General features: G+C 47.5%; 8 protein-coding genes. 2 read left to right on the forward strand and 6 right to left on the reverse strand.

Annotation, left to right across the window (positions count from 1 at the left end; genetic code table 11):
• Window positions 1-67 precede the first annotated feature (67 nt).
• From Q1V85_RS09740 to Q1V85_RS09765, 6 genes are all read right to left on the reverse strand, one after another.
• Window positions 68-1,750: a PNGase F N-terminal domain-containing protein gene (locus Q1V85_RS09740; protein WP_300599343.1), complete on the reverse strand. Its 1,683-nt coding sequence runs from the start codon at window positions 1,748-1,750 to the stop codon at window positions 68-70.
• Between the two features lie 462 nt (window positions 1,751-2,212).
• Window positions 2,213-3,145 (reverse strand): hypothetical protein, encoded by a 933-nt coding sequence (locus Q1V85_RS09745; protein WP_300599344.1) that lies wholly within the window; start codon window positions 3,143-3,145, stop codon window positions 2,213-2,215.
• A 24-nt stretch (window positions 3,146-3,169) separates the two neighbouring features.
• Window positions 3,170-4,360 carry a dipeptidase gene (locus Q1V85_RS09750; protein WP_300599346.1) on the reverse strand — a complete coding sequence of 397 codons (1,191 nt, stop codon included), beginning with the start codon at window positions 4,358-4,360 and terminating at the stop codon, window positions 3,170-3,172.
• 63 nt (window positions 4,361-4,423) lie between these two features.
• A complete protein-coding gene (locus Q1V85_RS09755; RefSeq protein ID WP_300599348.1) occupies window positions 4,424-6,808 on the reverse strand; it encodes an outer membrane beta-barrel protein in 2,385 nt (794 codons plus the stop codon).
• Window positions 6,809-6,921: 113 nt separating this feature from the next.
• The gene (locus Q1V85_RS09760) at window positions 6,922-7,929 is read right to left on the reverse strand and encodes a hypothetical protein (RefSeq protein WP_300599349.1); all 1,008 of its coding nucleotides are present in this window, start codon (window positions 7,927-7,929) and stop codon (window positions 6,922-6,924) included.
• 6 nt (window positions 7,930-7,935) lie between these two features.
• On the reverse strand, window positions 7,936-9,495 hold the full coding sequence (locus tag Q1V85_RS09765) for a methylmalonyl-CoA mutase family protein (protein WP_300599351.1): 1,560 nt from the start codon (window positions 9,493-9,495) through the stop codon (window positions 7,936-7,938).
• 270 nt (window positions 9,496-9,765) lie between these two features.
• Here Q1V85_RS09765 and Q1V85_RS09770 point away from each other — a divergent pair, with 270 nt between their 5' ends.
• Together Q1V85_RS09770 and Q1V85_RS09775 are read left to right on the forward strand one after the other, a co-directional pair.
• A complete protein-coding gene (locus Q1V85_RS09770) occupies window positions 9,766-10,920 on the forward strand; it encodes an acyl-CoA dehydrogenase family protein (protein ID WP_300599354.1) in 1,155 nt (384 codons plus the stop codon).
• Between the two features lie 460 nt (window positions 10,921-11,380).
• Window positions 11,381-12,955 (forward strand): M60 family metallopeptidase, encoded by a 1,575-nt coding sequence (locus Q1V85_RS09775; RefSeq protein ID WP_300599357.1) that lies wholly within the window; start codon window positions 11,381-11,383, stop codon window positions 12,953-12,955.
• Window positions 12,956-13,040 lie beyond the last annotated feature (85 nt).

Below are 13,040 nucleotides of genomic sequence, written 5' to 3' on the forward strand. Positions count from 1 at the left end.
ATAGTTATAAGACTCTTTTATAGCGAAAATCTTGCGTAAAATTGCGGTTTTTTCGGTTTAGATGGCACTAATCGGCCACTAAAACACCGGAAACATTCCAGGCGCTGAAACTGGAGCCTTCTGGCTTTCCCTGCGGGATCTTCACCTGCAGGGTATAATCCCCTGCTTCCAGATGGCCAAGTTCAATGCGAAAGGGATTGGTTACTGTTCCGGGGCACCAGTTGGAACGGCTTAAGTCGGAAGAGGAGAGCCCGCTGTTAAAGTTACCCGATGCGGGATTGTACAGCCGGTATGAGCCACAGTCCTGTCGCCAGGGCACCAGGTCAAAGATGACCTTTTGATTGAGCAGGATCGTATTTTTTTTGGGTACAAACTCATCGCCATTGCCCCAGCCCCCATGCCCTGTGGAGGTATAAAGAAGATGGGCATTTTCCAGGGGATGATCGATCCGGAAATGTACCGTAAGCCCGTTTTCACTATCGAACATCGTGGCATAATCCTGTCCGGCCATTTCCATAATATTGAGGGTATTGAAGAGCGGCAGGATGGTTTGTTTTGGTTTGTCCGGACCGCCCCTGTGAATGGTAAGATGAGCGGTTATTTTATGTCCGCCCTTATCATAATTACCAATGAATACGCCGATATATACTTCCTTGTTATTGAGTGCGGCGGCAAAATCGGTGATATCCTGCCGGTAGGGAACCGCCTCCTGCCATTGTTTTCCTTTGAGCTGGATATGGTTGAACTGTTTTACACCAAAAGGGGTAAAAAAGCGCATCAGCTCCAGCGGTGGGGCATAATCCGGAGTAGCTACCACCCCCTGGTAGGTTTTGCCATTGCCATTGGTATAAGCGGGAAGGGTTTTGGCGCCGTTCTTTAATCCATCCAGGAACGACTGTTTGGCATTGGTTGGAATGAGAAATACCGTGCCGGTGCGGTCGTATGCATCCCCATTCGATTGTTCCCGGAGATCGAGGAACAGCGTGCTGCTGCTGTCCAGCGCGGGTATTTTTACCTTTTTTACGACGATGGTACCGTTGGCAAAACGCATTACATCGCCGGTAGCGTGGCTGGTATCGGAAAAATTAATTACCTGGTTGGTAAACAGCGGAATGGTTGTAAACCGGCTGTTCCAGATGGCATCGCGATAGCTCAGCAGATCGGTTTGTAATGCCGGACGGGCCATGAAGGATGGGCGGAGCATTTTCTGCTTTTCGATTTTTTCGGCCCGGATCACATTATTGCCGTTGCGCATCTGTTCCAGCACCAGGCCCAGGTTTTGTCCAAGGATCGAAGGTGCTGCTTTTACCGGGAGTTGATCCGTGTACCATAATTCGATGGTATTGGAGTTGACCACGGTTTTTGCCTTTTTACAGCGATAACCCAGTATTTCTTTGGTTTCATCCAGCAATTCGAAATGTTGACTGCGCAAGGCCGTGTCGGAAGCGGTAATGGTTTCGCGGTCATTAAGGAATGCAAAGAGCTCCTGCCGGTTGGTTAACCGGTCGATCATGGAGAGCTCAAAAGGATAGGCGGCTTGGCCGGTAAAATCTTTTTCCGTGGTCAGCAGGGTTTGCCGGGGACCTGCAAATACCCAGATCTTGTTTTGCCGCTCCGGCGTTTTCCCGTTAAAACTGGATGCGTAGGTGATCTTATATACCGGGTTGTCTGTAAAGGTTACCTGGGCATTTCCCGGCATATATGCACCGGTTAACAGGGCAACCAACAGAAGGATTTTTATTTTCATCATAATGCGATTCAGTGGTGCAAAGATAACCACCGGAGCGGTTTAAACCTTAACCGCAAAGCGCGCCAAGTATCCGCAAAGGTCGCCAGGAGCAATTGTTGTTTAATCATTTTGCAAGCCTTGTGAAACCCTTGCGTTCTTGCGGTTCATATTTTACCGCAAGGTGCGCAAGGAACCCGCAAGGATCGCTTACGACTCTTTGCGAACATTGCGAAAAAACCTGGCGTTTTTTGCGTTTCATATGAAACCGCAAGTGTTGCAATAACAGCGTGTCCAACATAATCTAAGCGTGCAACGAACCACCGCTTTCCGGCCGCTTGTGGTTAAATGTTTACCGCAAGGATACGCTATAACCCTTTGCGAACATTGCGAAAAACCCTTGCGGTGGAGTGTTGACCGCGATGTATGTAAGGCTCCCTGCGTTTAAACACAATCGCAAAAGCTGCCTTTTCAAAATACGGGATCCTACTTTTTATAAGTTTTTGTTTTAACGGATTGCCCGTTCCGGATCGTATATTCCGTGTAAAAAACCTTCGGACTATCTTCATAGGTCCGGACTTCCCGGACGAGATAGCATTTAGCGCCCACCCATTTATAGTAGGCATCGCCTTCGTTGCCCCGTCCATCAGCATCGGATTTCCGGAACTCTTTCGTATGCGCATTAAAGTCGAGATAGCCCAGGTCCGTTAGTGCTTTGCTGGAAGCAAATTGGCGCGTTTGCGGGTTGTAAATAAAATAGAGGAAAGAACCATCATTTTTTGTTGCCTGCGGAAAATAGATGGGAATCTTCAGGTCCGGATATCCATCAAAGTTAAGATCTTCCAGTTCTATTTCGCCGTGGTGGTTGTACATGGCCTCATCAAAACCGCCCAGCGCCTCGGTGCTTTTTTTTACCGGGTCGTGAATGATGAGTTTATTGGCCCTGGTATAGGTTTGCAGGGAGCCACCGGCATTTTCTTCTTTCCCTTTATAAAGCTGCAACCGGATATCCCATCCGGACAGCTCATTGATAAAATCGTTCTCCACCCGTTTTAACTGAACCGGAAGTGTACGCTGCGCATCGGACCAGGTACCGGTTAGCTCCCTGCTGCCGATGGCATTGAGTACAAATGCCCCTGTCTTTTCGTGTTGCCCTAATTGCCGGTTATAGGACTGCTCACTGATCTTTGCTCCGTTAGTACCTGTGGTTCCGTCGAGAGAAATGGTTGAGGAATTTCCCTTGCGGGTATAATAGTATTCTCCCCAGATGGAGTCGGCATTTTTGGTGCATCTTATTTTTACTTCAACCGGATAGCTGCCAATGGTGCCACTGTAGTGCACCCAGGTATAGACAATTGTTTTTTGAGCAATTGATAAATGGCCTGCGAGCAGCAGGAATGGAAGGAACAGTCTTTTCATCTTGTTATTAACGTTCACCGGTTATTAAAAGCTGGCCCTGACCACCCGCAATACATTTCCACCCAATATTTTCCGGATCGATTTTTTGCTATAACCCCGTTTCAATAATTCGGCCGTTATATGGGGATAGGCGCTTACATCCTCAAGCCCGATGGGAACGGAACCAATGCCATCAAAATCGGATCCGATACCTACATAATCATCACCCACCATTTTTACAATATAGTCGATATGATCCACAACATCTGAAACGGTTGGCCGTACTTTTTCCATTTCTTGTTTTTGATAGCCCTGCCATTGTTTGCGCGCCTGTTGCAGATCGCCGGTCTGTTTGAAAACGGAGTCGGTAAACTGTTGCCCAATGGTTGTATTTAGTGAGGTTAGCCGTTCATCAAATTTTTTGCTGATAAAGCCCGAATAAAAATTGATGCAGATAACCCCGCCGTTCTTTGCAACGGCTTTAATCTGGTCGTCCTTTACATTACGGAAAACCGGGCAAAGGTTATAAACAGAACTATGCGACAGGATCACCGGCCGGGTGCTGGTTGCAATAGCATCATAAAATGTTTGCTCGCCGGTATGGGAAAGATCTACCAATACGCCCAGCTCATTCAGCTTTCTTACGACCGATCGTCCAAAACTAGTGAGTCCTTTATGTTTTAACGTGTCGGCATGCAGGGTTTCATCCATGGCACTGGTAGCCCAGGAGTTGCTGTTGTTCCAGGTAAGGGTCAGGTAGCGCATACCCCGCTTTTGAAGCGCTTCAAGTTTGCCCAGGTCATCCTCGATCATATGCCCGCCTTCCACACCGATCAGGGCTACCAGCTTTTTTTCTTTTAAGCCGCGTTGAATCTCGTTAGAACTCTTCGCCAGCATGATCTGCTGCGGATGACGGCGGATCAATACTTCCAGTGAGTCGATCTGGTCATTGGCATCGGCATATACCCCTTTCGGGTTATGGGCTACTGGTCCCGTAAAAATGGAAAAGAACTGTACATCCAATCCTCCTTTTTTCCACCGGATAAAATCTGTTTGCCGGTCCGGCTGTGGCTGCGCAATGTCTCTTCCCTGAACGACGGATGCCGAAGTGACATCATTGTGTCCGTCTACGACGATGGCTTTGTTATGGATCCTTGAGACCCTTTGTGCAGTTGCCGGAAAGGAGCCAAGGAACAGGCATAAAAGCCCCATTGTTTTTAAACCGGATCGATTCATTTTATACCAGATATTAATATACTCATAACTAAAAACTAAAAACTGATAACTGAAAACTGATGACTATATCCGTTCCCGCTCTTCCTGGTTACTGTTGGCGCGCTCTGTTGCCGCAGCTTCTTTTTTACCAAATTTAAAGATCAGGGTTAATGAAAAATTCCGGTTCAGCTGCAGGTTGGCATATTTCTGCCGGATGCCATTGATCACCGTGGTATATGAAGCACCGCCGGTGCCGAATACATCCTGTAAATTGGCATTCAGTGATAGCTTGTCTTTTAGAAGTTGCGCATTCAAACCCAGATCAATGTTGTAATAAGCATCCGATTGATTCACGAGGGTTACTTCCCGGAACTGGTACCAGAAGTTTACAGCGGCCGACAGGGTTTTGTTGCTGTTTAAATAAAAAGTATTGCTGCTGGAAACATAGGCACCCCAACCTTTCCGCCCTTCCACATAATCGAGCATTGACCGTCCGTTGGTATAGTAAAGATTAAACAGGTTATTGCTTTCCCACCAGCGGATGGCGGAGAAATTATAGGTTTCAGAAACACCAATGCGGGTGCTATTGACAAAATTTTTGGGAGTGCGCATCACGAAATTGGTATCTACATGCGCAATGGTGATATCATCAAACCCGTTGTTGGTAAGGGCTACAAAAAAAGCACTGGTGAGTTTGTTGTTAAAGTTATGCTGCAGTTGAAAATTACTGTTGTATTCTGGTTGCAAAAACGGGTTGCCCTCGTAATAGCTATATGCCGTAAGTATGGAAATATAAGGATTCAGGTTCCAGAAAGTAGGACGGCGTACCCGCTTATTATAGCTAAGGGCAAAACTGTTTTGATCATCTTTTTTAAAATTGATCAAAGCGTTGGGGAATAATTTTACATAGTTGTTTTTGTTGCCCTGTTGCCGGATATAGGAATACCCGCTGGTTTGGGTAAGTTCTCCCCGCAGACCGGCCTGGAAGGACCAGCTCCCGGCTTCCCGGCTGCCGTTTAAATAAAGCGCCTGGGTGTTTTCTGTGTATTTATATTCATTGCTCAGTTGCCCGTCATAGTCATTACCGGCTTCAGTTACGCGGTAATACCGCATATTATTGTAGGTTTCAATAAAGTTTACCTTGCCGCCCCATTGCAGTTTTGCTACGCGGGTAGGAAACTCCATATCTGTTTTTAACGCATAAATATTAATGTTTTGCATGGTGTTATTGTAAAAACGAGCCGTGGAAGGGTCGATGGGTGCACCTTCCGGTGTAAACGTTTTAGCGGTTACATTGGATTCATCAGTTCGGTAAAAGGTAAGAAAACTGCCATCCATTGAAAAGGTTTTACCGGCCGTATCCAGTTTGGTTTTATAGTAAAGATTATAGGATTGGGATTTGGCCAGCGGTATGTAGGTGGCATAGGTGGTCAATACGGAATCCGTTTGTCCCTGCCCGTTGTAAAAATGATTACGAACATAATCGGCCCCGCCTTCAAAGTACCTTGAGAAACCGGTGCTGAACCCGATCTGTGATTTTTGCGAGAGCTGGTAGTCGGCCCCGGCATTCAGCACGAGGTTATGCTGTTTGTAATCGCCGGTATCGCTCATGATCCAGGAGCGGTCCGGGTAATATTCTTCCCAGCGGAAGCCGTATTTATGGCGGATCCGGAACAGGTTGGCATTGGCATAAACATTCCATTTGCCGGCATTATAATTGATATTGCCGGTAACATCCATACCCGGATAGTGCTGCCATTGTTTGTAACCGGCCTGGATGCTTCCGTTATATCCCTGTTGCTTGCTGCGTTTGGTAATGATATTGATCAACCCCGCATTTCCTGCCGCATCATAAGCCGCAGAGGGATTGGTGATGATCTCTATTTTGGAAACATTGCCGGCGGGGATGGACTTTAAATAGTTAAGCAGGTCTTTTTGCGAAAGCTGGATCAGCCGCCCATCCTGCATCAGTTGCACTTCTCCCTTACCCGGAATGGTAACCCGGTCGCCGTTCATCTGGAGTCCGGGGATCTTTCCCAGGGTTTCGGCGATACTGTTGCCAACAATGGTCATATTGTCTGCCAGGTTAACGACGGTTTTGTCGGGCTTAACTTCGATCAGCCTGGCTTTGCTGGTTACTGTTACGCCTTTTAATACAGTACTGCTGCGCGCCAGAATGATACTCAGTGTGGTATCGCCCTGTAGCTGAATGGCCAGGGCCTGCTCCTGGTACCCCGCAGCGGAAACCTGCAAGAGGTATTTTTCCCCGGCCCTGAGGGCATCGATCTCAAAGCTTCCGGAAGCATCTGCCGCTAATGTTTTTGCAGCCTGGCCACTGCTGTAAAATTCGATGGTTGTGCCGGCAAGTGGCGTGGCTGTTTCATCATGGATGGTTCCTTTAATGGATAGCTGGGCAAAACAAACGGTGTTTAATAAAACCAGACTCAGCAGTACTATAATCTGTCGCATCCTTCAAAAATAGGGAAACCTGAAAAAATGAAGCCAATCAAATCGTAAAAGATAAAAGACGGTTGGTTATTTTCTTTTAGAGATGACGGCTACAGAGCGGTAGCTGGGGCTTTTTAAAATGTAGCTTTTTTTATTGGACCTCTGAAATGCTTTGAAATCTTTAAAAAAAGAATGATCTCCGTGATCAGCAACACCAGGTTCAGTCCCAGGAACAGGATGATCTCGGAGTTTAAATTCAGTTCCATATTCTTTGAGGAAGCCAGGATGAAAAACGGGATCAGTGCTGCGGCGGCAAAGAGCCCGAAGTAAGCAGAACGAAGCAGGAGAAGGATCCGCTGCATATTTGCTTTAGCGCAGTTCTTTGGGTCTATTGCCAGGAACAGCAGGTTGTAACCCAAAAAGAACAGGACAGCCATATTTAGTATCATGGCTTTGAACGATACGATCCCGAAATTTTTTAAAAAGACAAACCAGCCGTTTTGCTCGCCGGTTTTAAAGAATAGCAGGATCATCAAAAGGCCAAAGGCATAACCCACCAGCCGGTTCCAGGATGGCCGGTATACCTGGAAGCGGGATAGATCCACGCGGGTCCAGCTTAACAGGGCCCATCGATCTGATTGCTTCAGACGGGCTGCTGCAATAAAAATGGCAGACAACAGGAGGATGAATACCGCACTGCCCACCTGGAATTGCAATGACCGGATCAAGCCGGTATAGTCTTCCCGGCTACCCCATAGAGCGGGGGCGTTGAGGATATAGGAAAGAATCACCACCAATACATAGAGCTGGTAGAGGATCCCCAGCAGTCCGCTTAATAAAACAATATTTCCATAAGTGACCCGGCGGTCTTTTTTATTTTTTGATCGTACGATCCGGGGGGCATCTGCAATACTGGAATAAATAATGCCGGTAATGGCCATCAGGAACACCAGGGAAATACCTGCGAAAATGCTAAAGTTGGCGGCCGTATTGCCCAGCAAAAAGCGGATGCCGGAGAGGATGGCCGGTATTAAGGCAACGAGGAGCCATTTGGGTTTGAAGGATAGGCCAAAGAGACCCATAAGGATCATGGTGTAAACAAATCCCAGGCCCAATCCGAACAGCAGAAGGGTTGCAGACATCCGTTCTTATTTATATTCACCAAATACATCAACCAGGGTGCCTGCAATTTCTCCCAGGGTACACCGGGCTTCCACTGCTTCAATGACCGAAGGCATGATATTCTCCGTTCCGGATGCTTTTGAGCGGAGTGCGGAAAGAATCCGGTCACAGGCCAATTGATCGCGGTTATTGCGTAACTGTTCCAGCCTTTGTTTTTGCAGGGCGCCGATGCTATCGTCTACTTTAAATATCGGAGTGGTGTTGGTTTCTGCTGTTTGAAAGCGGTTCACGCCTACGATGATCTTTTCATGCGATTCAATTTTTTGCTGGTATTCGTAAGCGCTGTGGGCAATGGCCTCCTGCATAAACCCTTCCTCTATAGCCGTAATACTGCCGCCCATGGCATCCATTTGATCGATCAGCTCCTGTGCTTTTTGTTCCATTTCGTTGGTCAACGCTTCTACAAAATAAGACCCGGCCAGGGGGTCTACGGTATCGGTAACGCCGCTTTCAAAAGCAACGATCTGCTGCGTTCTTAAGGCAATACGGGCAGCTTCTTCTGTGGGTAAACTTAACGCTTCATCAAAACCATTGGTATGCAGGGATTGCGTGCCACCCAATACGGCGGCCAGTGTTTGTATCGTAACCCGGGAGATATTGTTTTGCGGTTGCTGGGCCGTTAAGGTGCTGCCCCCGGTTTGTGTATGAAAACGCAGCATCTGCGCTTTGGGATCGGTAGCGCCCAGGTCCTTCATGATCTGCGCCCACATCCGGCGCGCCGCGCGAAACTTAGCCACTTCTTCAAACAGGTTGTTATGGGCATTAAAGAAGAAGGAAAGCCGTTTGCCAAATACATTAATGTCCAGCCCTTTTGCCAACGCCGCTTTTACATAGGCCTTGCCATTACTTAAGGTAAAGGCGACCTCCTGGGCAGCGGTACTGCCGGCCTCCCGGATATGATAACCACTAATAGAAATCGTATTCCATTTGGGCAGTTCTTGGGAGCACCATTCAAAAATATCGGTGATGATGCGCATAGAGGGTTTGGGAGGATAACGATAAGTGCCTCTTGCAGCATATTCTTTTAAAATATCATTCTGGATGGTACCGGATATTTTGGAAAGATCGGCACCCTGGGTCTTAGCCTGGGCTACATACAGGGCCAGTAAAATAAAAGCGGTGGCGTTGATGGTCATACTGGTAGACACTTCCTCCAGCCGGATGCCATTGAACAGTTCTGCCATATCTTCCATGCTGTCGATGGCAACGCCAACCTTGCCTACCTCACCTTCCGAAAGCGGATGATCGCTGTCGTAACCGATCTGGGTGGGCAGATCAAAGGCCACACTCAGTCCCATTACGCCCTGTGATAGTAAATAATGATAGCGTTTATTGCTTTCTGCAGCGGTGCTGAACCCGGCATATTGCCGCATGGTCCATAACCTTCCGCGATACATATCGGGTTGTATGCCGCGGGTAAAAGGAAATTTTCCGGGTAACCCCGGCTCTTGCTGCGGCAGATCCGCAGCGGTGTACAGGGTGTTTACCGGTATATTACTGTCTGTATAGATCTTTTTTTCTTCCATTTTTTATTTTTAACCTGCGTTCACAGCTGATATCTGACGGCTGAAAGCTATCAGCTTAGCTTTCAGATGTACTGCTGTACAAGTGTGCGATCCCGCTTTTGGCGGAACAGGCTGACACATTGATGCTATATATTCCACCGCCGGGTCCATAAAGATAACCCGGATCCGGCTACGCATTGTTTCGCATCAATTTCAGGGTGGTAAATATATGAACACTTGTTCGTTTAAGAAAACAGTCTTTTATATTTGTGGAAACAAAACGATGCACGCATGAATTTTCAATTGTCGGAAGAACAGCAAATGATTCAGCAGGCCGCCCGGGATTTTGCCAACCAGGAATGTTTGCCGGGAGTGATCGAACGCGATGAACAGCAAAAATTTCCAAAGGAGCAGATCGAAAAGCTGGCAGACCTGGGGTTTATGGGCATGATGGTAAAACCCGAATATGGCGGTGCCGGATTGGATACCATCAGTTATGTACTGGCAATGGAGGAAATTTCAAAAGTGGATGCCAGCGTTAGCGTATGCATGAGCGTAAACAACAGCCTGGTTTGTTACGGGCTGCAGGAATACGGTTCTGAAGTGCAGAAACAGCAGTACCTGGTGCCGCTGGCGCAGGGTAAAAAAGAAGGGCAGCTGTATATTGGCGCGTTTTTGCTGAGTGAGCCGGAAGCCGGCAGCGACGCTACTTCGCAGCAAACAACGGCGGAAGATAAAGGTGACCATTACCTGTTGAACGGAACCAAGAACTGGATCACCAATGGCAGCAGTGCTTCGGTATACCTGGTGATTGCGCAAACCGACCGCTCAAAAGGATCAAAAGGCATTAATGCGTTTATTGTTGAAAAGAGCTGGCCCGGTGTAACGGTTGCGGCTAAGGAAAATAAGATGGGCATCCGCGGGAGTGATACACATACGATCCTTTTTTCGGATGTAAAAGTGCCAAAGGAAAACCGGATCGGGGAGGATGGATTCGGGTTTAAGTTTGCCATGAAAACACTGGCGGGAGGGCGCATTGGTATTGCCTCCCAGGCATTGGGCATTGCGGGCGGGGCTTTTGAGCGGGCCCGGGATTATGCAAAGACCCGTAAATCTTTTGGAACAGAAATTATGAACCACCAGGTCATTGCTTTTAAACTGGCAGATATGGCGCTGAAAATAGAAGCGGCGCGGTTGCTGTGTTTAAAGGCTGCCTGGGAAAAAGACCAGCATCTGAATTATGATATCAGTTCGTCTATGGCCAAACTGTTTTCCTCAGAAACGGCCATGTGGGCGGCTGTGGAAGCGGTGCAGGTGCATGGCGGGTATGGCTTTGTAAAAGAATATCATGTAGAGCGGCTGATGCGCGATGCCAAGATCACCCAGATCTATGAAGGCACCAGTGAAGTACAGCGGATCGTGATCAGCCGGGGGATTTTGAAGTAGCACGGGCTGCCAAATCTGTGATTTCCGGCATAATCGACTGAAGGCTGATGGCTGAAAACTGAAGACCGGTTCAGTTAGATTCTGGTTTCATACTTGATGTTCTACTTGCCATTGACGTTGGCTCTTGCTTTTGGGGGAACATGTAGACAGGGCTGACCTGGGAATTTTTCGGAGATGCAAAATAATACTCGCTTACGGGGTACTGAAAGCTGAACGCATGTTTCAAGTTTAAGGATCCTGGTCAAATTGTTTTTAGCATGTACTTTTTTCTTCAGGTTCTTAATTCTGATTGCTTATTCGCGCAGCGCCAAGCACAAGCAGGAACGGCATCTCCACATTCCCACATTTTCACATTCTCAAATTTTCACATTCTCAAATTCAATTTTAATCTGCACAACCGTTTGCACATTTTTTACCGGCACATATGCTGTATTTTACCGCATCATCAAATTACATGAATATGAGAATCGGGCTGCTTACGGCTTGCTTATTGGGCTGGTTGATTGCGGGAGCACAAACTCCGGACATTGCACAGATCGAAAAAGATCTGAACGTTTTCAAATCTCCCATGGCGCTGGAGTTAAAAAAAAGGGTAACAAAAAAAGATATCGAAAAGATCAGCGATCCACAGTTAAAGGCAGCGGCCCTATCCATGGCCGATAAAAAATACGGAACCGGCTACCGGGTGGCCAATTATACGGCCTGGCTGAAACCTACCACATTGGGCCGTCAGCTGATGATAGGGGATGGTTATAGTAAGTATGAAGGTGTTACCGGCATCTATCTTCCCCTGGGCCGCCAGGTAGTATTGGTGGAGGGCATCGCCGCCGGAAAAGAAGTGCGGTTGTTGGTACCCAACTGGAATCGCCGGGCACCGGAGGGCATTGATCCCACCAAGGATCCTGCCGGCTGGGGCATTAAACGGCAGGAATTCCCATTGAAGAACGGGATCAATATCATCGACCTGGAAAAGCATGACGGACTGGCCTATATCGATTATTACTCCGATGAACCGGAAAAGGAGCAGCCGATCCGGGTGCACTTTGTAAACGGACAGGTAAACGGTTATTTTGACATTACAAAGAACAACGATTCGGATTGGAACCAGCTTATTGATCATGCCGTATACCCTGTGATCGATGCCAAAGGTCGCCATATCCAGATCGCCTACCCCGCTGAAGATTGTAAAAAATATGCATACGGAAGAGGCGTGGAGCTGATCAGTAATTATGATTCTCTGGTATACCGCCAGCATCGTATTCTTGGCCTGATCAAATATAATAAAGTGCCCAAAAATCATATACTGGCACGCGTAAACTATAATTATTACATGTTCCGCGATGGGGATGGTGTAGCTTATATGGGTACCAAACCAGGCAACGCCATGCCGCTGGTGATTGATCCTGCCCGGGTGATCAAGGGCGATCCCTGCTGGGGGTTTAGTCATGAAGTAGGACATGTACACCAGCTGCGGCCTTACCTGAACTGGGGCGGGTTGGGAGAAGTAAGCAATAATATCTTCTCGCTTTACGGAACCACTTCTTTTGGGAATAAGAGTCGCATCTCCGAACAAAAGAACTATCAGAAAGCACGGGACAGCATCATTGCCCGCAAGATCTGTTATCTTCAGGATAAGGATGTGTTTAACCGGCTGATTCCCTTCTGGCAGCTGCAATTGTATTTTACCGGCGTGGGCGGGTATGCCGATTTTTACCCGGATCTTTTTGAAGCCTTCCGCCTGCAGGGTGCCGAAGAAAGCAGTAAAGAACACCGTTCCGGCGGATGGGGAAACCGTGGGAAGAACCCGGCTGTATACCAGCTGAATTTTGTAAAAACAGTTTGCAAGGTGGGAAAAACAGACCTGACTGATTTTTTTGAAAAATATGGATTCTTTTATGTAGGGAAATTTGAATTTGGTGACTATGGTAACTACAATTACGAAATGACGCAGGATATGGTTGATGCCTGTAAGAAGGAGATCGCAGCGTGGAATCTTCGCAAGCCGAAAACAGATCTGACGGGGTTGGAGGATTAGGTGGGGGAAGAGCTATTAGCCATCAGTCATCAGCTATCAGCCATCAGCAATCAGTTGTCAGTATTCAGTTAGCAGTAATGTACAG

It is taken from the genome of Niabella sp. (genome assembly GCF_030150205.1).
In the GTDB taxonomy this organism is placed as follows: Bacteria; Bacteroidota; Bacteroidia; order Chitinophagales; family Chitinophagaceae; genus Niabella.

Bases quoted from the DNA above. Each gene is read 5' to 3' on its own strand.
- Q1V85_RS09740 (WP_300599343.1), bottom strand. From the start codon at position 1,750: ATGATGAAAATAAAAATCCTTCTGTTGGTTGCCCTGTTAACCGGTGCA.
- Q1V85_RS09745 (WP_300599344.1), bottom strand. From the start codon at position 3,145: ATGAAAAGACTGTTCCTTCCATTCCTGCTGCTCGCAGGCCATTTATCA.
- Q1V85_RS09750 (WP_300599346.1), bottom strand. From the start codon at position 4,360: ATGAATCGATCCGGTTTAAAAACAATGGGGCTTTTATGCCTGTTCCTT.
- Q1V85_RS09755 (WP_300599348.1), bottom strand. From the start codon at position 6,808: ATGCGACAGATTATAGTACTGCTGAGTCTGGTTTTATTAAACACCGTT.
- Q1V85_RS09760 (WP_300599349.1), bottom strand. From the start codon at position 7,929: ATGTCTGCAACCCTTCTGCTGTTCGGATTGGGCCTGGGATTTGTTTAC.
- Q1V85_RS09765 (WP_300599351.1), bottom strand. From the start codon at position 9,495: ATGGAAGAAAAAAAGATCTATACAGACAGTAATATACCGGTAAACACC.
- Q1V85_RS09770 (WP_300599354.1), top strand. From the start codon at position 9,766: ATGAATTTTCAATTGTCGGAAGAACAGCAAATGATTCAGCAGGCCGCC.
- Q1V85_RS09775 (WP_300599357.1), top strand. From the start codon at position 11,381: ATGAGAATCGGGCTGCTTACGGCTTGCTTATTGGGCTGGTTGATTGCG.